Source organism: Arthrobacter pityocampae (assembly GCF_002927275.1).
Lineage (GTDB): Bacteria > Actinomycetota > Actinomycetes > Actinomycetales > Micrococcaceae > Arthrobacter_D > Arthrobacter_D pityocampae.
Genome location: NZ_PRKW01000002.1, coordinates 530,356 through 549,920, shown reverse-complemented (window position 1 = coordinate 549,920; position 19,565 = coordinate 530,356). Strand labels below are relative to the sequence as shown.

The 19,565-nt window shown below is 71.8% G+C and carries 18 protein-coding genes and 1 tRNA gene; 15 read left to right on the top strand and 4 right to left on the bottom strand.

Translation table 11 applies throughout. The features are described from left to right. Positions 1-92: 92 nt before the first annotated feature. Positions 93-737, bottom strand: a complete 645-nt coding sequence (locus tag C4K88_RS06395) for a GntR family transcriptional regulator (RefSeq protein WP_104120767.1) — start codon at positions 735-737, stop codon at positions 93-95. A gap of 193 nt (positions 738-930) precedes the next feature. On the opposite strand from C4K88_RS06395, the gene C4K88_RS06390 reads away from it, so the two are divergent. Then, positions 931-2,886: an AMP-binding protein gene (locus tag C4K88_RS06390; protein WP_104120766.1), complete on the top strand. Its 1,956-nt coding sequence runs from the start codon at positions 931-933 to the stop codon at positions 2,884-2,886. Between the two features lie 6 nt (positions 2,887-2,892). On the opposite strand, the gene C4K88_RS06385 is transcribed toward C4K88_RS06390, so the two are convergent. Then, complete coding sequence (locus tag C4K88_RS06385) at positions 2,893-3,615, bottom strand: response regulator (protein ID WP_104120765.1); 723 nt, start codon at positions 3,613-3,615, stop codon at positions 2,893-2,895. Further along, positions 3,612-5,264, bottom strand: coding sequence for a sensor histidine kinase (locus C4K88_RS06380; RefSeq protein ID WP_104120764.1), 1,653 nt, complete (start codon positions 5,262-5,264; stop codon positions 3,612-3,614). Before C4K88_RS06380 ends, C4K88_RS06385 begins: the two co-directional genes overlap by 4 nt. Positions 5,265-5,470: 206 nt before the next feature. On the opposite strand from C4K88_RS06380, the gene C4K88_RS06375 reads away from it, so the two are divergent. The 11 genes from C4K88_RS06375 to C4K88_RS06325 all read left to right on the top strand — a co-directional run bounded on the left by C4K88_RS06375 (position 5,471) and on the right by C4K88_RS06325 (position 17,057). Continuing rightward, a complete protein-coding gene (locus tag C4K88_RS06375) occupies positions 5,471-6,883 on the top strand; it encodes a cation:dicarboxylate symporter family transporter (protein ID WP_104120763.1) in 1,413 nt (470 codons plus the stop codon). 304 nt (positions 6,884-7,187) lie between these two features. Then, positions 7,188-8,075, top strand: coding sequence for a ParA family protein (locus tag C4K88_RS06370; RefSeq protein ID WP_104120835.1), 888 nt, complete (start codon positions 7,188-7,190; stop codon positions 8,073-8,075). Positions 8,076-8,120: 45 nt separating this feature from the next. Beyond that, on the top strand, positions 8,121-9,032 hold the full coding sequence (locus tag C4K88_RS06365) for a segregation and condensation protein A (protein ID WP_241521736.1): 912 nt from the start codon (positions 8,121-8,123) through the stop codon (positions 9,030-9,032). Beyond that, positions 9,029-9,664 carry an SMC-Scp complex subunit ScpB gene (gene scpB / locus C4K88_RS06360; protein WP_104120761.1) on the top strand — a complete coding sequence of 212 codons (636 nt, stop codon included), beginning with the start codon at positions 9,029-9,031 and terminating at the stop codon, positions 9,662-9,664. The genes C4K88_RS06365 and scpB overlap by 4 nt, the downstream gene beginning before the upstream one ends. Before the next feature lie 27 nt (positions 9,665-9,691). Then, positions 9,692-10,996, top strand: a complete 1,305-nt coding sequence (locus tag C4K88_RS06355) for a pseudouridine synthase (RefSeq protein ID WP_104120760.1) — start codon at positions 9,692-9,694, stop codon at positions 10,994-10,996. Between the two features lie 3 nt (positions 10,997-10,999). Then, a complete protein-coding gene (locus C4K88_RS06350; protein WP_104120759.1) occupies positions 11,000-12,118 on the top strand; it encodes a prephenate dehydrogenase in 1,119 nt (372 codons plus the stop codon). Positions 12,119-12,150: 32 nt separating this feature from the next. Then, entirely contained in the window at positions 12,151-12,876 is a 726-nt protein-coding gene (cmk, locus tag C4K88_RS06345) for a (d)CMP kinase (protein WP_104120834.1), read from the top strand. A gap of 95 nt (positions 12,877-12,971) precedes the next feature. Then, positions 12,972-14,528 carry a ribosome biogenesis GTPase Der gene (gene der / locus C4K88_RS06340; protein ID WP_104120758.1) on the top strand — a complete coding sequence of 519 codons (1,557 nt, stop codon included), beginning with the start codon at positions 12,972-12,974 and terminating at the stop codon, positions 14,526-14,528. A 76-nt stretch (positions 14,529-14,604) separates the two neighbouring features. Next, positions 14,605-14,681, top strand: a tRNA-Pro gene (locus C4K88_RS06335). A 250-nt stretch (positions 14,682-14,931) separates the two neighbouring features. Further along, positions 14,932-15,768 carry a hypothetical protein gene (locus C4K88_RS06330; protein WP_146065632.1) on the top strand — a complete coding sequence of 279 codons (837 nt, stop codon included), beginning with the start codon at positions 14,932-14,934 and terminating at the stop codon, positions 15,766-15,768. After that, the gene (locus tag C4K88_RS06325; RefSeq protein WP_241521735.1) at positions 15,765-17,057 is read left to right on the top strand and encodes a wax ester/triacylglycerol synthase domain-containing protein; all 1,293 of its coding nucleotides are present in this window, start codon (positions 15,765-15,767) and stop codon (positions 17,055-17,057) included. The genes C4K88_RS06330 and C4K88_RS06325 overlap by 4 nt, the downstream gene beginning before the upstream one ends. A 45-nt stretch (positions 17,058-17,102) precedes the next feature. On the opposite strand, the gene C4K88_RS06320 is transcribed toward C4K88_RS06325, so the two are convergent. Further along, entirely contained in the window at positions 17,103-17,630 is a 528-nt protein-coding gene (locus C4K88_RS06320; protein WP_241521734.1) for a flavodoxin family protein, read from the bottom strand. Positions 17,631-17,845: 215 nt separating this feature from the next. On the opposite strand from C4K88_RS06320, the gene gcvH reads away from it, so the two are divergent. From gcvH to ftsR, 3 genes are all read left to right on the top strand, one after another. After that, positions 17,846-18,232 (top strand): glycine cleavage system protein GcvH, encoded by a 387-nt coding sequence (gcvH, locus tag C4K88_RS06315; protein ID WP_104120756.1) that lies wholly within the window; start codon positions 17,846-17,848, stop codon positions 18,230-18,232. A 75-nt stretch (positions 18,233-18,307) separates the two neighbouring features. Next, on the top strand, positions 18,308-18,799 hold the full coding sequence (locus tag C4K88_RS06310) for an FHA domain-containing protein (protein WP_104120755.1): 492 nt from the start codon (positions 18,308-18,310) through the stop codon (positions 18,797-18,799). A gap of 8 nt (positions 18,800-18,807) precedes the next feature. After that, positions 18,808-19,557 (top strand): transcriptional regulator FtsR, encoded by a 750-nt coding sequence (ftsR, locus tag C4K88_RS06305; RefSeq protein WP_104120754.1) that lies wholly within the window; start codon positions 18,808-18,810, stop codon positions 19,555-19,557. The last annotated feature ends 8 nt before the right edge of the window (positions 19,558-19,565 follow it).

Sequence of the window (19,565 nt, the reverse complement as noted above, 5' to 3'; positions counted from 1 at the left end):
CCTCTCGGTGCTGCGGGACTGGTTCAAGGGTTGGTTCAGGGGCTGGGTCAAGGGCTGGTGCAGGGCTGGTTCACAGGGGGTCCAGGGCCGGGTCAGGTCCGGGGCGGACCCGGGGTGAGCAGGTGCTGGAGGCTGGTGTGCAGGTGCACGCGCATCGAGGCCTCCGCGAGGTCCGGGTTGCCCGCGCCCAGGGCGAGGGCGATCTGCTCGTGTTCGCGGGCCGAGGCCAGGAGTCGCGGTGGATGGTCCCGGGCCAGCCGCCGGATCCGCGCCAGATGGGTGCGGATCGGTTTCTGGGCCTGCAGCAGATACGGGTTCCCGGCCGCGTCGTCGATCGCCTGGTCCAGCCGCGCCACGAGGGCGTAGTAGGCGTCCTGCCCGCCGTCGTCGTCCCCGATGAGCCGCCCGGCACGGGCGAACTCGCCGGCGAGCGCGGCGAAGACCGCGCGGTCGCCCCGCACGGCGGCGCGGCGGACGGCGGCGCATTCGAGGGGCAAGCGGACGTCGAAGAGATCGGCGACGGCCGCCAGGGAGATCGAGGAGACGACGACGCCGCGTCCAGCGTGCGGGCTGGCGAGGCCCTCGGCCACGAGCCGGGCCAGCGCTTCGCGCAGGGGGGTCCGTGAGACGCCGAGCCGCGCCGACTGCTCCACCTCCGCCAGGAGGTCGCCCGGGGACAGCCGCCACTCGACGATGTCCGAGCGCAGGAGGGCGTAGGCGCGATCACTGGCCCGCATCCCCGTCTCCTCCCCTAGGTCCCGCTGGTGCCGACGGTGTCCGCTTTTACGGAACATTCCAGTCTTCAATGTATACACGAAGTGGTTTGGGTACAAGAATCCTCGGTGTTCGGCCGATCGCATCCAATCCTGTGTATACAACCCGGCATGGTGAATACTGGTCCTCACCGACCACGCGCGACGAGGGGCGACCATGGCTGCTGAACACGATGCCGGACACGATGCCGGACACACGGTGTTTCCCGGGGACGACTACCGACGCCTCCACGCGGAGAGCCTCGCGGACCCGGAGCGGTTCTGGCTCGGGGCCGCGGCCGCGGTGGACTGGATCCGCCCGCCGTCGATGGCCGTGGACGGATCGGATGCACCCCTGTACCGGTGGTTCCCGGGGGCGAGCCTCAACACCAGCTACAACGCGCTCGACCGCCACGTCGACGCCGGCCGGGGCGATCAGCCGGCCCTCGTCTACGACTCCGCGATGCTCGACACCCGCCGCACCCTCACGTACGCGGAGCTCCGCGACGAGGTCGCCGTCTTCGCGGGCGTCCTCGCACGCCTCGGCGTCACCAAGGGCGACCGCGTCCTCGTCTACCTCCCGATGATCCCCGAGGCCGCCGTCGCCATGCTCGCGTGCGCGCGGATCGGCGCCGTCCACTCCGTGGTCTTCGGCGGGTTCGCCCCCGCCGAACTCGCCGCCCGCCTCAGGGACGCGCGGCCCTCGGCGATCGTGACCGCGGACGGCGGCATCGAACCCGCCCGGCGCGTCGAGTACCTCCCCGCGGTCCAGGAGGCGCTCGCGCTCGCCGACGCCGCGGGGACGCCCGTCGTCGTCAAGGCCCGGGACGGCTTCGGCCACGGGGTGGCCGGGTACCAGGAGCCCGGGACGCGGTGGCTGGACTGGGACGAGGCCGTAGCCACTGCCGAGGCCGTCCCCCCGGTGGAGGTCGCCGCCACCGACCCGCTCTACATCCTCTACACCTCCGGCACCACGGGATCCCCGAAGGGCGTGGTGCGCGACAACGGCGGGCACGCCGTCGCGCTCACCTGGTCCATGCGGGCGATCTTCGACGTGGGCCCCGGGGAGACGATGCTGACGGCGTCCGACGTCGGCTGGGTGGTGGGGCACTCCTACATCGTCTACGGTCCGCTCCTGGCCGGCGCCACAACGGTCCTGTACGAGGGCAAGCCCGTGGGCACCCCCGACGCCGGGGCCTTCGGCCGGCTCATCGAACAGCATCGCGTGAAGGCCCTGTTCACCGCGCCCACCGCGCTGCGGTCCATCCGGCGGGCGGACCCCACCGGCGCCGCCGTGCGGGCCCACGACCTCTCCTCCCTGCAGACGCTCTTCTCGGCCGGCGAGCGGCTCGACACCGGGACCTCACAGTGGATCGGGGACGTCCTCGGCGTGCCCGTCGTCGACAACTGGTGGCAGACGGAGACCGGGTGGCCCATCTGCGCGAATCCGCGCGGGCTGGGCGGTGTGCCGCTGAAGGCCGGCTCACCGTCGCTGGCCTCACCCGGGTACGACGTCGTCATCCTCGATCCCGGCGGGTCCCCGGTGCCCGCCGGGAGCGAGGGGAGCATCGCCCTCCGCCTCCCGCTCCCTCCCGGCACGCTGACCACCCTGTGGGGGAGCGACGACCGCTACCGGGACGCCTACCTCGCCGACTTCGAGGGCTTCTACACGAGCGGCGACTCCGGCTACGTCGACGAGGACGGCTACCTGTTCGTGATGGGCCGCACCGACGACGTCATCAACGTCGCCGGCCACCGGCTCTCCACCGGCGCGATCGAGCAGGTCATCGCCCAGCACCCCGCCGTCGCCGAGTGCGCCGTGCTCGGGCTGCAGGACCCGGTCAAGGGACAGCGGGCGAGCGGCTACGTGGTCCTCAAGGCGGGGACCGACCTCGACCCGGCGACGCTCGAGGCCGAGCTCGTGGCGATGGTCCGCAGCACGATCGGTCCCGTGGCCGATTTCCGCTCCGCCGTCGTCGTCGAGGCACTGCCGAAGACGCGGTCCGGCAAGATCCTGCGCAAGACGATGCGGCAGATGGCGGCGGGCACCGCGTACGCCGTGCCGTCCACCATCGAGGACCCCTCGGTGCTCGACGCCCTGGAGCCGCTGCTGCGCCCCTCGACCGCCGGGTGACCCGCGCTAGCGCTCCGGCGGTGTCCGGGCCCAGGTGTACTCGAACTCGGGCCGCCCGCGGGTCCCGTAGCGCGGTGTCCTGAGGGCCGACCGCCGCTCGGCGAGGTACTCGAGGTACCGCCGCGCCGTCACACGGGACATGGACAGGGCCTCGGACACCTCCACGGCCGAGGTGGGCTCGTGCCGCTGCTTCAGGACACCCGAGACCGCGCGCAGCGTCTCCGCGGACAAGCCTTTCGGCAGAGCCGTCACCGTGGCGGGACGGAGCGAGGCGAAGGCCTGGTCCACCTCCTCCTGCGTGGTGGCCGTGGCCTGCTCCACGAGGTTCCGGCGGAACTCGCGGTAGGCGTCGAGCTTCTCCCGGAACGCGGAGAAGGTGAACGGTTTGATGAGGTACTGCACGATCCCGGAGGAGATCGCCGAGCGCACCACCTGCAGGTCCCGGACGGCGGTGATCGCGATGATGTCCACGGGCAGGCCGAGCCCGCGGAGCCGGCGGATGATGTCCAGTCCGTGCGCGTCCGGCAGGTTCATGTCGAGCAGGATGAGGTCCACGGCGGCCCCGCCGCGTCCCGGCTCCTCGCCGGCCAGCTCGAGGAAGGCCGCGAGCTCCCCGCCGCTCCGGGCCACACCGGCGAGCTCGAACCCGTCGAGGCGGCGGACGTACTCGGCGTGCGCGTCCGCGGCGAGCGGATCGTCCTCCACCACCAGGACACGGATGGCTCTCATGCGCCGACCCTGCTGCCGGTCCCCGCCGTCGCGACCGGCAGCCGGACGGTGAACCGCGCCCCGCCGTCGTCAGTGTCCGTCACCTCGATGGACCCGGCGAAGCGCCGGACCGCCTGGCGGACGAGGGCGAGGCCGATGCCGCGCCCCGCCGACGCCCCGCCCGCCGCCGCGTGCGGGGGCTTCGTGCTGTAGCCGAAGTCGAAGATCCTCGCCTTCTCGGAATCGGGCAGGCCGTGGCCGTTGTCCTCCACCACGACCTCCAGCGCCGGCGCCTGTCCGTCCACGCGCCGCACCGTGAGGCGGACGTGCGGTTCCCCGGAGCGGCTGGCCTCGTCGAACGCATTGTCGAGGAGGTTCCCGACGATCGTGACGAGGTCCACCAGGTCGAGGGAACCGGCCTGCGCGGCGGGGTCGATCTCCCAGGTCAGCTCGATGCCGCGCTCGTTGGCCTGGGCCGCCTTGCCGACCAGGAGCGCCGCGACGAAAGGCTCGTCGACGGCCGCCACCACCTCGTCCGTGAGCCGCTGCGACTGCTGCAGGTCCCGGGTCGCGAAGTCCACGGCATCGGCGCCCCGGCCCAGTTCCACCAGCGACACGATGGTGTGCAGGCGGTTCGCGTGCTCGTGCGTCTGCGAGCGCAGCGCGTCCGTCAGGGTCCGCATGGTCTCGACCTGCCCCGTCAGGGCATCGATCTCGGTGTGGTCGCGCAGGGTGGTCACGGTGCCGAGGGCGCCCTGCGCCTGGGGCGGGCGGCCCGGGGGAGCCGGCGGGACGGCGGGCTCCTGGTTGACCACCAGGACGCGGGTGTCGGTGAGGTGCACCTCGTCCAACGCCCGGCGGCCCGACGCGAGCAGGTCCCGCAGCGACGGCGGCACGGCCAGGTCCGACGCCGGGACGGGCTCCTGCGACCCGTCGAGTCCGAGGAGCCGGGCCGCCTGATCGTTGTAGAGCACCAGGCGCCCCGCGGCATCCGTCAGGAGCAGCCCCTCCCGCACGGAGTGGAGCACCGAGTCGTAGAACACGAACGTGCGGGAGAGCTCGGCCGGACCCATGCCCAGCGTCGCGTCCCGGAGGCGGCGGCTGAGCAGGAACGAGGCGAGGGCGCCGAGCGCCAGCGCGCCCAGGGCGATGAACGCGACGAGCGGGAGCTGCGCGTTCCGCGCGATGGCGGCGCGGTCCACGGTGATGCCCGAGGCGACCATGGCCCGCACCGTCCCGGCGTCGTCCACCACGGGCACGATCGCACGGATGGACGGGCCGAGGGTCCCGGCGTACGTCTCCGAGTGGGTGGTCCCGGCCAGGGCTTCCGCCACGGACCCGAGGTAGGGCCTGCCGATCTCGTCGGGGTTGCGGTGCGTGAAGCGGGTGCGGTCGGTCGCCATGATGGTGATGAAGTCGACCCCCAGGCGGTCCATCACCTCCACCGCGTAGGGCTGGAGGGTCGCCGAGGGGTCCGGGCCCCGGACGGCGTCGAGGACCGCCGGTTCGAGGGCGATCGACGTGGAGACCGCCACCATCCGCTCCGCCGCGGCGTCGTTCACGCCCCGGGCGGCGTCGAGGTACAGGATCACCGACAAGGACGCCGAGAGGACGACGACGAAGACGAGCTGGGCGAGGAAGAATTGCCGGGCGAGGCTCCATCGACGCACGCCGCGATCCCGCTCCTTCCGACTCCGACCCCACTTCCGCACGACCATGACCAGTATGAACGCAATCGTGATCCGGGTCACTCGCGATGGCACGATGAGGCAGGACGACTCAACACTACGCTTCCTGGCTCGAGACCCGCGGACGAAGAACGACCTTCCCCGCGGGCGCCGCCGGGCGGCCGACACCAAGGGAGAACAGCATGGCTATGGCGCCAGCGCGGTCCGACAGCGGACCAGCACAACCCCGCAAGCGGGTCGACAAGACCCATTTCCTCTACATCGCCGTCATCGCGGCCGTGATCCTCGGGGCGGTCCTCGGACTCGTCGCCCCGGAATTCGCGAAGGCCCTCAAGCCCCTCGGCACCGGGTTCATCAGCCTCATCAAGATGATGATCGCCCCGATCATCTTCTGCACCATCGTGCTCGGGGTCGGCTCGATCGCCAAGGCAGCGACCGTCGGCAAGGTGGGCGGGTTGGCCCTCGGCTACTTCATGCTCATGTCCACGTTCGCGCTCGCCATCGGGCTCGTCGTCGGCAACCTCATCCAGCCCGGTGAGGGCCTGGACATCTCGTCGTCCACCTACGCGGTGCCCGAGGCCGCCGAGGGCGGCGAGGGCGGGACGGTCGGCTTCCTGCTCAGCATCATCCCGACGACGCTGCTGTCCGCACTGACCGGCCCCAGCATCCTCCAGACGCTGTTCGTCGCGCTCCTCGTCGGCTTCGCGCTGCAGAAGATGGGGCCGGCCGGCAAGCCCATCCTCCGCGGCATCGGGCACATCCAGGCACTCGTCTTCCGCATCCTCGTCATGATCATGTGGCTCGCGCCGATCGGTGCCTTCGGCGCCATCGCCGCCGTCGTCGGTGAGACCGGCGTGCAGGCGATCATCAGCATGGCCACCCTCATGATCGCGTTCTACATCACCTGCATCCTGTTCATCGTGGTCATCCTGGGCGGCCTGCTGAAGCTCGTCACCGGCGTGAGCATCTTCAAGCTCATGAAGTACCTGGGCCGCGAATACCTGCTGATCTTCAGCACCTCCTCCTCCGAGGCGGCCCTGCCCCGCCTGATCGCGAAGATGGAGCACCTCGGCGTCTCCAAGCCGGTGGTCGGGGTCACCGTGCCCACCGGGTACTCGTTCAACCTCGACGGCACCGCGATCTACCTGACGATGGCCGCCCTGTTCGTCGCCGAGGCGATGGGCAAGCCGCTGGCCCTCGGCGAGCAGATCTCGCTGCTCGTCTTCATGATCATCGCGTCCAAGGGCGCCGCGGGCGTCACCGGCGCCGGTCTGGCCACCCTCGCCGGCGGCCTGCAGTCGCACCGCCCCGACCTGGTCGACGGCGTCGGCCTCATCGTGGGCATCGACCGCTTCATGTCCGAGGCCCGCGCGCTGACGAACTTCACGGGCAACGCCGTCGCGACCGTCCTCATCGGCACGTGGACCCGGGAGATCGACCGCGCCCGGGTGGACGAGGTCCTCGAGGGCCGCGAGCCCTTCGACGAGGCGACCATGAGCACCGACCACCGCTTCGAGAACGACGACACCGCCGTCGATTCCGTCGAACGGAGCTCGGCCGTCGAGACCGACGCCGCCGTCAGCGCACCGACCATGCGCTGACCCACGGCGGGGGACGCCTGCCCTGCAGGAACCGTGCACGCTGGAACCGCACGCGCAGGACCGACGGCGACGGACCGGGCATCCCCGGCCGTCGCCGTCGTCGTTCCCCGAGGGCGGACCACCGTTCCCGGCCAAGGTTCGACCTCAGGTCGAGGATCAAGGCTCGTCGAGGTCCGACGTCGATCTTCACGGAGGCCGCGCTCGGCGTTGTACCGTTGACCTAGAGAAACAGACCTGGAGGGACGCGGCCCTGGGCGATCACCGGCCGACCTGCCCCGACATCGATGGAAGCGTGGAGACATACGTGAGTAGCGAACAGGGTTCAGCGACCCTGCCCAGCACGGCGGACCTGGACCTGGGCCCGACCGGCCGCCCTGTGACGGAGTTCCCGGAGCCGCGGGTCCTGGATTCGCACGGCCCGGCGAGGGTCATCGCGATGGTGAACCAGAAGGGCGGTGTGGGCAAGACGACGTCCACCATCAACCTCGGCGCCGCGCTCGCCGAGGCGGGCCGCAAGGTGCTGCTGGTGGACTTCGATCCGCAGGGCGCGCTCTCCGCCGGCCTCGGCACCAACCCGCACGAGCTCGACGTCACGGTCTACAACGTCCTCATGGACCGCAAGGTCTCCATCCAGGACGCCATCCAGCACACCGCGATCGAGAACATCGACCTGCTGCCGGCCAACATCGACCTCTCCGCCGCCGAGGTGCAGCTGGTCAACGAGGTGGCGCGCGAGCAGGTCCTCGACCGCGCGCTGCGCAAGGTCTCGGACGACTACGACGTCATCCTGATCGATTGCCAGCCCTCGCTCGGTCTGCTCACCGTGAACGCCCTCACCGCGGCGCACGGCGTCATCATCCCGCTGATCTGCGAGTTCTTCGCGCTGCGCGCCGTGGCCCTGCTGGTCGAGACCATCGAGAAGGTGCAGGACCGCCTGAACCCGCGGCTGCAGATCGACGGCGTCCTCGCGACCATGTACGACGCCCGCACGCTCCACAGCCGCGAGGTCATCGCCCGCCTCGTCGAGGCCTTCGGCGACAAGGTCTTCGAGACCGTCATCAAGCGGACCATCAAGTTCGCCGACGCGACCGTGGCGGCCGAGCCCATCACCTCCTACGCGGCCAACCACTCCGGCGCCGACGCCTACCGCCGTCTCGCCAAGGAGCTCATCAGCAGGGGCGGAGCGCCCTAGTGCCCTCCCCCTCCGGATCCCCCCGGTCCCGCTAGGGTGGCCCCCGTGGCGGCCGCCCCGGTGGCCGGGACACCGGCGGACGCCGGAGCACGCCAGGTCTTCGAGGTGCAGCTGACCAACTTCAGCGGGCCCTTCGACCTGCTGCTGAACCTCATCTCCCGGCGCGAACTCGACATCACGGAGATCGCCCTGGCCCAGGTCACGGACGAGTTCATCGCCCACATCCGGCGCCTGCAGGCGGCCGACGGGGAGTTCGAACTCGACGAGGCGAGCGAGTTCCTCGTGGTCGCCGCGACCCTCCTGGACCTCAAGGCCGCCCGCCTGCTGCCGGCCGGCGCCGTCGAGGACGCCGAGGACGTCGCACTCCTCGAGGCCCGCGACCTGCTGTTCGCCCGGCTCCTGCAGTACCGGGCCTTCAAGGAGATGGCCCGGCACCTCGCGGCCCGCCTCGAGGAGGAGGATGCACGGCATCCGCGGGACGTGCCGCTCGAGCCACGCTTCACGCGTCTGCTCCCGGAGCTCGTCTGGCGTTCCTCACCCGACGACTTCGCGGCCGTCGCCGCGAAGGTGCTCGCGCCGCGCGAAGAACAGCCCGCCCGGGTGGGCATCGGGCACCTGCACGCAGCGGCGGTCAGCATGCGCGAGCAGACGCTCCTCCTGCAGGAGCTCCTCCAGGGCCGGGGCGCGCTGTCCTTCCGGCGCCTCACGGAGGACGCCGCCTCCCGGCTGGTGCTCGTGGTGCGATTCCTCGCCCTGCTGGAGCTGTTCCGGGACGGCGCCATCTCCTTCGACCAGGCGGCACCCCTGTCCGAGCTCCTGGTGCGATGGACGGCCGAGCCCGGCCGGGCGGCGGTCGGCGCGGCCGCGATCGGTGCGGACGCGGACGCGGCCGATACGGATACTGATACGGATACGGATACTGATGCCGATGCGGACGACGAGAGGGGCGCGGCATGAACGGGGAGACGGCACCCGACGGGGAGGGCATTCCCGTCGAGGACCTGCCCGGTGGACTGCGGGCGGCGGTCGAGGCGATCCTCATGGTCGCGGACCGTCCCGTGACCGGCGAGCAGGTCGCCGCGGCCCTCGACCGGCCGGACGACGCGGTGCACGCGGTGCTGATGGACCTGCAGCAGGAGTATGACGGCTATACTGGGTCAGGCTCCCAGGGCGCCGGACATCCTGCGCCGCGCGGTTTCGAACTCAGGAACATCGCCGGCGGGTGGCGCATCTTCTCGCGGAAGCACTTCGCGTCCGTCGTCGCAGACTTCGTGCTCGACGGCCAATCGGCCCGCCTGTCCCAGGCGGCGCTCGAGACCCTGGCAGTCATCGCGTACCGCCAGCCCGTGTCCCGGGCCCGGGTATCCGCGATCCGGGGCGTCAATGTCGACTCCGTGGTCCGCACGCTGCTGCAGCGCGGGCTGGTGGCCGAGCTCGAGACCGAGCCGGAGACCGGTGCCGTCCTTCACGGGACCACCACCCTGTTTCTGGAAAGATTGGGGCTGGGCAGCGTCGACGAACTGCCCCGGATCGCTCCCCATCTGCCGGGCCTCGAGAGCCTGGGGGAGTATGACGAAACGACGTACTGAGCACGACCGACGAGAAGGACTTTCACCATGACACAGCAGCCAGGATCCGGTTCCGGACGCAATACGCCGCGCCGCGGCGGGTCGGCCGGGCGCCCATCCGACGCTGCCCGTGCCAGGAAGTCCGCACCCCGGACCGGCTCGGCGCAGGGCGGCGGACGCTCCGGTGAGGGCCGCCCCTTCCAGGAGCGCTCCGATCGCGGTGGCCGTCCGGGCGCAGCCCGCCCCTCGCGGGACGACACGGGCTCTCCCCGGAACGACGCGCGCCCCTCGCGGGGCGACGCCCGCTCCTCCGAGGGACGCCCCTCCGGTGCGGGTGACCGTCGTGAATCCGCCGACGGCCGTGCGCGGTCGGCCGCGGGTCGCCCCTCCGCAGCCACCGGGTCGAGCCGCTTCGGCGCCAAGTCCGGAGGCCGCGCCGGCGGCAAGCCCGGCCGTCCGGGTGCGCCCGGCGGACGCGGCGAGCAGAAGGGCGCCGCGCGGCAGAAGCCGGCCGGGGCCAAGCCGTTCGGGCGTGAGCGCTTCGGGCAGGACCTCGGGCCCGTGCGCCCCGCCAGGCCCAAGCGGTCCAGCCGTCCCGCCGACGAGGTCGACGTCCACAACCCGGAGGGTGTCCGCCTGCAGAAGGTCATGGCCCTCGCCGGCGTCGCCTCCCGTCGCGTCTGCGAGGAGATGATCCTCGACGGTCGCGTGGAGGTGGACGGCACCTTGGTCACCGAGCTCGGCGTCCGCGTCGACCCCGCGCAGGTGGCCATCCACGTGGACGGCATCCGCCTGCAGCTCGACGAGAACCTCAAGTACTACGTCTTCAACAAGCCCCGCGGCGTCGTCTCCACGATGGAGGACCCCGAGGGCCGGCCGTGCATCAGCGACTTCCTCAAGAACAAGAACAAGAACGAGCGGCTCTTCCACGTGGGCCGACTCGACGCCGAGACCGAGGGTCTACTCCTGCTCACGAACGACGGCGAACTCACCAACCGCCTCACCCACCCCTCCTACGAGGTCCCGAAGACCTACCTCGTGCAGGTCCGCGGCCCGATGGGCCAGGGCATCGGCGCGCAGATGAAGGCGGGCATCGAACTCGAGGACGGCCTCGCGAAGGTCGACTCCTTCAAGCTCGTGGACTCGACACCCGGGCACATCCTCGTCGAGGTCGTGCTGCACTCGGGCCGCAACCGCGTGGTCCGTCGGCTCTTCGACGCCGTCGGGCACCCCGTGGAGCGCCTCGTCCGCATCCAGCTCGGGCCCATCCGGGTCGGGGACCAGCGTCAGGGCAGCATCCGTGTGCTCGGACGCCAGGAGGTCGGGCACCTGCTGGCATCGGTGGGCCTCTAGCCCATGACCTCGCGCACGGAGCAGGGCACGCACCTCACCGGACCGGTCCTCGTCATCGGGGCCGGGCTGCTCGGTGCCAGCATCGGGCTGGGCCTTCGAGCCCGCGGGCTCGACGTCGTCCTGTCCGACAGTTCGCCCTCCACCGAGGCTGTCGCCCGCGACATCGGGGCGGGCCGGCTCCTCACCGAGGCGCAGGCCGCGGGGGAGCGGCCGGAGCTTGTCGTCGTCGCGACGCCCCCCGACGTCACCGCGCGGGTGGTGGCGGCCGCGCTCCGGGACTACCCGGACGCCGTCGTCCTGGACGTCTGCAGCGTCAAGGAAGCGATCCTGCAGGAACTCGAGGCGACACCGGGCGTCGCGGCGCACCTGTCACGGTACGTCGGGACGCATCCCATGGCCGGACGGGAGACCTCCGGACCCGTCGCGGCCCGCGCGGAGCTGTTCACCGGGGCGCCCTGGGTGCTCTGCGGGGCGCACAGTTCCGCCGAGGCCGTCCTCTGCGCCGAACGGCTCGCCGTCGATCTCGGGGCGGTGCCCGCGCGGATGACCGTCGAGGAGCACGACCAGGCCGTGGCGCTCATCTCCCACCTGCCGCAGGTGGTCTCCTCCCTCGTGGCGAGCAGGCTGCAGGACTCGCCGGTGCAGGCGCTCTCGCTCGCGGGCAACGGCCTGCGGGACGTGACGCGCATCGCCGCGAGCGACCCCCGCCTGTGGGTGCAGATCCTCTCCGCCAACGCCGGCCGTCTCGTCGAGATCCTGTACGGCGTCCGCGAGGATCTGAACCGCCTGATCACGACCCTCGAGGACCCGACCGGTGGCGGCTCCCGCCTCGACATGGCCCAGCTGATGTCCGAGGGGAACGCCGGCCAGGCCCGGGTGCCCGGCAAGCACGGGACGCCGCCGAACTCCTTCGCGCGCCTGACCGTGCTCGTGGACGACGTCCCCGGGCAGATCGCGAAGCTCCTGACGGAGATCGGGCACACCGGCATCAACGTCGAGGACTTCCGCCTCGAGCACTCTCCCGGACGGGAGGTCGGCCTCGCCGAACTCTCGGTCCTCCCGGGCAAACGACAAGAACTGACGGAGTCCCTCACGCAGCGGGGCTGGAAGGTAGTGCAGTGACGCAGGTTTCAGCAGTCCCCACGCAGACGCCCATCCCCCAGGACACGGCGCCCGAGTCCGCGCCGGCCGGCCCGTTCTCCGGCTTCCGGCTCGGCAAGTCCCTCGTCGTCGCCATCGACGGGCCCTCCGGGTCCGGCAAGTCGAGCGTCAGCCGGGAGGTGGCCCGCCGGCTCCGTGCCGCGTACCTCGACACCGGGGCGATGTACCGCGCCGTCACCCTCCACTGCGTCGCGCAGGGGATCGACCTCGAGGACGCCGCCGCGGTCGAAGCGGCGGCGCGGGGGATCGAGCTGTTCATCAGCACCAGCCCGGACCGCGAGTCGGTGACCGTCGGCGGCGACGACGTCACGGCCGCCATCCGCGAGCCCGAGGTCTCCGCCGCGGTGAGCGCCGTGGCGACCACCATGGGTGCCCGGGCGGAGCTGATCCGGCGCCAGCGCGCGCTGATCGCCGGCGCCGGCCACCGCATCGTCGCCGAGGGGCGTGACATCACCACCGTCGTCGCCCCCGACGCGGAGGTGCGCATCCTCCTCACCGCGACCGAGGAGGCGCGCCTGCGCCGCCGCGGGGACCAGCTCGGCGGCACGCAGACCGACGCCCAGCTGAAGCGGCAGGTCACCGACCGGGACGCCCGGGACTCGACCGTCGTCGACTTCCACCAGGCGGCGGACGGCGTCGTCACGCTCGACTCCTCGGACCTCGACTTCGAGCAGACCGTCGCGGCCGTCCTCGGCATCGTGCGCACGGTGGCGCACTGACCGTCCCGTACCGGGACACCACCACAGGATTCCGGGCGCGAGCCCACCAGGATTGCCGTCGGGAGACGGCGAACACCAACCGAAGGACATACCAGATGAGCGAGAACCTTTCGCCGGAAGCGACGGAGCAGGGCCCCGGAGCGGACGAGGACTACGAGCCGAGCGGCGAGGACCAGGTCGGCGCGCTGCTCGACACCCTCGACGACGCCGAGGCCGAGCAGCGCGCCGCCTCCCTCCGTGCGGGCCTCGAGGACTACGAGCTCGACGACGAGGACGCCGCGCTCCTGGACCGCCAGGACGAGGACTTCGACGACGAGGCCGAGGGCCGGATGAACCCGGTCCTCGCCATCGTCGGCCGCCCGAACGTCGGCAAGTCGACGCTCGTCAACCGCATCCTCGGCCGCCGCGAGGCCGTCGTCGAGGACACCCCCGGCGTGACCCGCGACCGCGTCTCCTACCCGGCCCAGTGGTCCGGGCGGAACTTCACGCTCGTGGACACGGGCGGCTGGGAGCAGGACGCGAAGGGCATCGCCGCGCGCGTCGCGGACCAGGCGGAGATCGCCGTCGACATGGCCGACGCCGTGCTGTTCGTCGTCGACGCCACCGTCGGGGCCACCGCGACCGACGAGGCCGTGGTGCGTATGCTGCGCCGCAAGAACAGGCCCGTCATCCTCGTGGCCAACAAGGTGGACGACATCCAGAACGAGGCCGACGCCTCGGTACTGTGGGGCCTCGGCTTCGGCCAGCCCTGGCCGGTATCCGCGCTGCACGGCCGCGGCACCGCCGACATGCTCGACCACATCAACACCGTCCTCCCCGAGTTCTCCGAGCACGGCGGCATCGAGCGCTCCGGCGGCCCCCGCCGCATCGCGCTGATCGGCCGGCCCAACGTGGGTAAGTCCTCGCTGCTGAACAAGCTCGCCGGCTCCGACCGCGTCGTCGTCGACCCGCTGGCCGGGACCACGCGCGACCCCGTGGACGAGATGATCGAGCTCGGCGGGCGCACCTGGCGCTTCGTGGACACCGCGGGCATCCGTCGCCGCGTCCACATGCAGCAGGGTGCGGACTTCTACGCCTCGCTGCGCACGCAGTCCGCCCTCGAGAAGGCGGAGGTCGCCGTCGTGCTCCTCGCCGTCGACGAGGTGCTCAGCGAGCAGGACGTCCGCATCCTGAACCTGGCCATCGAGTCCGGTCGCGCGATCGTGCTGGCCTTCAACAAGTGGGACCTGCTCGACGACGAACGCCGCCGCTACCTCGAGCGCGAGATCGACCAGGACCTCGCCCACGTGGACTGGGCCCCGCGCGTGAACATCTCGGCGCTCACCGGCTGGCACAAGGACCGCCTCGTGCCGGCCCTCGACGTCGCGCTCGAGTCCTGGGACCGCCGCATCCCGACGGGCCGCCTCAACGCGTTCCTCGGGGAGCTCGTCTCCGCCCACCCGCACCCCGTGCGCGGCGGGAAGCAGCCCCGCATCCTCTTCGGAACCCAGGCCTCGAGCCGGCCGCCGAAGTTCGTGCTGTTCACCACCGGGTTCCTGGACCCGGGCTACCGCCGCTTCATCACGCGCCGCCTGCGCGAGACGTTCGGCTTCGAGGGCACGCCCATCGAGGTCAGCATGCGCGTCCGCGAGAAGCGCAGCCGCAAGCGCTGACCGGCGTCCGGTGTGCTGATCCGCTCCGGAATGCTGTAGTGTTATCCGAGTGGTTTGGCCTGCTGGACAGGCCGTTCGGGATGTGGCGCAGCTTGGTAGCGCACTTGACTGGGGGTCAAGGGGTCGCAGGTTCAAATCCTGTCATCCCGACCATATGATGTCCGTCGACATCGACCACGGAACGCCTTCCTTCGGGAGGGCGTTTCGTGTTTCCGGGTCCGGTAGGGGGCCTCTCGGCCCTAGGCAGCGGCCGCAGCGCGGGTGAGGATCGACGCATGAGCAGTGACCGCCCGCCGTCGCCGGGGGAGCCCGCCGGACCGGCGCCCCGGCCCGTACCGTCGACACCCCCTCCGGGCGGCGGCCCGGCCAGGGCCTCCTGCAGGACAGCGCGGGGGATGCGGTGGTGCGCCCCGGGGCCGCGTACGCTCTCTCCGCGGCGCTGGCGGTCATCACGCTGGTGGCCGCCGCCGGGTCCCTCCTCCTCCCGGGGGTCCTGGGAGGACCGGCCGTGACGCAGGGGACCCTGCGGGGGACGGCGCTCGTGCTGACGGTCCTCGCCGTCCCGCTGCTCGTCGCCGCGGCGTCCTTCGCGCGGAGGGACTCGGCGCGGGCCCTCGTGGTGTGGTTCGGAGCCCTCGCCTACATCACCTACCAGGCCGTGCTGTTCCTGTTCGGCACCCCCTTCAACAGCCTGTTCCTCGCCTATGTGGCGATGCTCTCGCTCGCACTCTGGTCCGCAGCGGCCCTGGTGCGACAGACCGATCCGGCAGCGTTCAACGCCAGGTTCGACGGGCGCCTGCCGGCACGGGGCATCGCGGGCTACGCATTCGTCATCGCCGTCCTGAACGCGCTGGTCTGGCTGCGGACGATCGTGCCCGCGATGCTCAGTGATACCCCGCCCGCCTTCCTGGACGGTTCGGGCGTGACGACGAACCCCGTCTTCGTGCAGGACCTCGCCGTCTGGCTCCCGCTGCTGCTGGTGGGCTCGTGGTGGCTGTGGACGGATCGTCCACTCGGGCGGCTCGTCGTCGGGGCGCTGCTCGTCCTGCTGGTTCTCGAGGGTGTCGGGGTGGCCACCGACCAGTGGTTCGGGGCGACCGCGGACCCGGGCACGCCGTTCGCGTCCCTCGCAGCGGTCCCTCTCTTCGCGGGACTCGCCGTGATCGGCATGGTGCCGCTCCTCGTGTACCTCCGCCACCTCGGGGCGGGCCGCGGAGCGCACTCCGGTCCCGCGCGGTGACCCCGAGCGCGGCCGGGGAGCGTCTGGCCCCGGTCGACGAGGCCAACCTCGTGCTCGACCACGCTGGGCAGGTGAACGTGTTCCTCGCCGCGGGCGTGCTCGGGACCGGCGGATTCGTGGGCGCCGACGGCGTCCCCGACCTGACCGCGCTGCGCGCCACCCTGGCTGAGCGGATCACGGCGGTGCCGCGCCTGCGGCTCCGCGCCGAGGGCACCGGCCGCCGGCACCGCTGGGTGGAGGTGCGGCCGGAGCTCGGCCACCACGTCCGCCTCGTCGATGCCGTTGCGGGACCGGCCGGGCTCGAGCGCCTGTGCGGGGACCTGATGACCGTGCCCCTGCCGCAGGACCGTCCACTGTGGGAGCTGCTGCTGGTCCCGGGGGCGAGCGCGAGCGGGGTGGGCATGGTGCTGCGCGTCCACCACGCGCTGGCCGACGGCGTGGCGGTGGTGGCGATCGTGCAGCAGCTCTTCGACCCGGACGGGGACTCCGCGCCTGCGGCATCGCGGCGACCGCCCGTCGTCGCCGGCCACCGGCGGGACGTGCGCAGCGTCCTCGGTCGGGGTGTCGTCGGCTGGCGCCGCATCCGGATGACCCTCGCGGGTCGGGAGGTGGGGCCCACGCTGTTCCTGGGCGAGCGCAGCGCGCACCGCGGGGTCGCGTTCGTCGACGCCGACCTCGCGGCCCTGGGGGCGCACGCGCGATCCGTCGGTGCCACCGTCAACGACGCCCTGCTCTCCGCGGTGGCGTCGGGTTACCGGGCGGTCTTCTCGGCGGCCGGCGAGGACGTCCCGGCCCTCCTGCCGGTGTCGGTCCCGGTGGCCCTGCCGCGCCGGGAAGTCTCGGGCAACCACGTGGGGGTCATGCTCGTGCACCTGCCGCTCGGTGACCCCGATCCGGTCGGACGCCTGCGCCTTCTCGCCGCCGACACCCGCTCCGCGAAGGTGCAGGCGCGGCAGCAGGGAACCCTCGAATTCATGCGTGGCCCCCTCGGCGCCCGGATCCTGGACCGTGTTGCGCACAGCCAGCACCTGGTAGCCGGCTTCGTGACCGACGTCCCCGGCCCGACGCGGCCCCTCCGGCTGGCGGGCGCGCCGGTGACGGCGATCTGGCCGGTGGCGGTACTCGCCGCGAACGTCCGCCTCGGCGTCGCCGCGGTCTCCTACGCCGGCCGCCTGCACTGCAGCGTCCACTTCGACGCGGCGACGGTGCCCGGGGCGGTGTTCGCGCGGAGCATGGGCGAGGCGCTGGCGTACCTGGAGGGGCGCCCCGCGGCCGGCCGCCCCGGGTGAACGGCGAATCAACGGCGGGGGATCACCGGCGGGAGGCCCCGGGACTCACCGGCGGGAGGCCACCGGGACGAGCGTCCGGGCCCAGTCGTGGGCGCGTTGCTGCTCTCCCGGCAGGAGGTGACTGTCGGAGTCGACGAGGAAGTCCTCGTGCGCGTCGAGAATGATGTGGTGCCGGTGGAGCCGCCGCCTGATCGCGGCAGTGGCGTCGCCGGCGAAGATGCGGGGCATGTCGGCCCGCGTCGAGAAGGCAGCGAAGCGGGGCGCCGGCGCGGACAGGGCTACGTGCTCCAGCCATTCGCGGACCCCCGGCCGCAGGGCGTCGGCCTCGAGGGCCAGGTCACGCTTGCCGTCCTCGGCCCAGGCCGAGGCTTCCTTCCGAGACGCCTCCTGCGGGAGCGTGTGCCCGTGGGTCGGAGCACCCACGACGACGAGGCCGTACCCGGACAGCGCCGTCGGAGCCTCCGCGGCGATCGCCACCGTGACGTCGCCGGAGGGCCGGAGGGCATCGACCACGGCCTCGGCGATCCGCCGGGTGCTGCCGAACATCGATTCGTACACGACCAGTGTCTTCACGCCCGTACCTTTCGTCGGTCTCCGCAGACGAGTCTGCCTCTGACAGCCGGCGTCCCAGAAGGGCCGAACGTCCCCTCGCCGCGCCGCTGCCGGCACCGTCCGCGTGCGATGAGAGGCGCGTCACGGCGCGGCGTGTTGTGCCTATACTCGACCAGTACTTGTACCGGGCGGCGCCTCCCGCGGCCGCTGCTGCATCCCGCGTCCGAAAGGCGACCATGAGCAACATTCCAGACGGCCTCTACTACACCGCGGAACACGAGTGGATCAGTGAGCCGGCCGTCGACGGCACCGTCCGCGTCGGCATCACCGACTTCGCGCAGGATGCCCTCGGGGATGTCGTCTACGTGCAGATGCCCGAGGCCGGGACCGGCGTCACCGGATCCGACGTCGTCGGCGAGGTCGAGTCCACGAAGAGCGTCAGCGACATCTACGCCCCGGTGACCGGGGAGATCGTGGCGCGCAACGAGGCGCTCGACGACGACCCGTCCCTCATCAATTCCGATCCCTACGGCGAGGGCTGGCTGCTGGAGATCAAGGTCGCGGACCCCGCCGTGGTCCAGGGCCTGCTGAGTTCAGCCGAATACTCGCAGCAGGTAGGCTAGATCCACCTCGCAAAGGCAGGGACGGTATGGCCGGCATCACGCCGACCCGCCGTGCAGTAGGTGGAGGAAAAGACCATGGTGCGCCACGTGAATCCAGCCGGAAACGGAGAAGATCCGAACATGACGTCTCCCGAGACAACGACCATCGGTCTGCCCCCGCAGGTCGAGGTGACCGAACTGGAACGGCATCTGACCCGTGAGGAGCAGGCCTCCGTCGCGGCCCTGCCCGCGGGTTCTGCACTGCTGATCGCCCACTCCGGCCCCAACGCCGGCGCACGGTTCCTGCTCGACGAGGACGTGACGAAGGCCGGCCGGCACCCGAACGCCGACATCTTCCTCGACGACGTGACGGTCTCGCGCCAGCACGCCGAGTTCCGCCGCACCGGGAACGGGTTCATGGTGGTCGACACACGCAGCCTCAACGGCACGTACGTCAACAACGACCGCGTGGACAGCGTGGCCCTGCGCAACGGCAACGAGGTGCAGATCGGCAAGTTCCGCCTGACCTTCTACGCAGCGCGCACCGTCCCGGGCCAGAGCGTCCAGCACACGACAGCGCAGGCATAGTCCGCTTCATGCCTGCCTCCCACCCCGCCCGCCGTCCGGCCGGCGTCCTCCCCGGATCCCCCGGCGCCGGTGTCCTCAACATCGGCGAGGTCCTGCGTGAGCTGGCCGAGGACTTCCCCCAGGTCACGGCGTCGAAGATCCGGTTCCTCGAGGAGAAGGGCCTGATCTCGCCGCAGCGCACGCGGGCCGGTTACCGGAAGTACGCGGCGCACGACGTCGAGCGCCTCCGGTTCGTGCTCGCGCTCCAGCGGGACCAGTACTTGCCCCTGAAGGTGATCAAGGACTACGTCGACGCGATCGACCGCGGCGAGCGCCCGGAGTCGCTGCCCGGCGGGATGACCCTCGCGCCGCGCGTCGTCTCCGACCAGCTCTCCCTCGAACTGCAGGGGCACGCCCGGCGGCTCACCGCGGAGACGCTCGCCGCCGAGGCGGGGGCGCCGCGCCGTCTCGTCGACGACCTCGTGAGCTTCGGCCTCATCACGGCCGTGGACAACCGGTTCGACGAGCACGCCCTCAAGGTCACGAAGGCCTGCGTGCAGCTCGAGGGCCACGGCATCGAGCCCCGCCACCTCCGGCCGTTCCGCGCCGCCGCGGACCGCGAGCTGGGGCTGGTGGAGAGCGTCGTCGCACCCCTGGCCTCGCGCCGGGACGTCGCCTCGAAGGCCCGGGCCGCGGAGACCGCGCGTGAGATCAGCGAACTCTGCCTCGGCCTCCACAGCGCCCTGGTGCACAGCCACATAGCCCGGATGGACAGTTAGGCGGCCAA

Coding starts and splice junctions, on each gene's coding strand:
- C4K88_RS06395 (WP_104120767.1), bottom strand. CDS start 737: ATGCGGGCCAGTGATCGCGCCTACGCCCTCCTGCGCTCGGACATCGTC.
- C4K88_RS06390 (WP_104120766.1), top strand. CDS start 931: ATGGCTGCTGAACACGATGCCGGACACGATGCCGGACACACGGTGTTT.
- C4K88_RS06385 (WP_104120765.1), bottom strand. CDS start 3,615: ATGAGAGCCATCCGTGTCCTGGTGGTGGAGGACGATCCGCTCGCCGCG.
- C4K88_RS06375 (WP_104120763.1), top strand. CDS start 5,471: ATGGCGCCAGCGCGGTCCGACAGCGGACCAGCACAACCCCGCAAGCGG.
- scpB (WP_104120761.1), top strand. CDS start 9,029: ATGAACGGGGAGACGGCACCCGACGGGGAGGGCATTCCCGTCGAGGAC.
- C4K88_RS06355 (WP_104120760.1), top strand. CDS start 9,692: ATGACACAGCAGCCAGGATCCGGTTCCGGACGCAATACGCCGCGCCGC.
- C4K88_RS06350 (WP_104120759.1), top strand. CDS start 11,000: ATGACCTCGCGCACGGAGCAGGGCACGCACCTCACCGGACCGGTCCTC.
- der (WP_104120758.1), top strand. CDS start 12,972: ATGAGCGAGAACCTTTCGCCGGAAGCGACGGAGCAGGGCCCCGGAGCG.
- gcvH (WP_104120756.1), top strand. CDS start 17,846: ATGAGCAACATTCCAGACGGCCTCTACTACACCGCGGAACACGAGTGG.
- C4K88_RS06310 (WP_104120755.1), top strand. CDS start 18,308: ATGGTGCGCCACGTGAATCCAGCCGGAAACGGAGAAGATCCGAACATG.
- ftsR (WP_104120754.1), top strand. CDS start 18,808: ATGCCTGCCTCCCACCCCGCCCGCCGTCCGGCCGGCGTCCTCCCCGGA.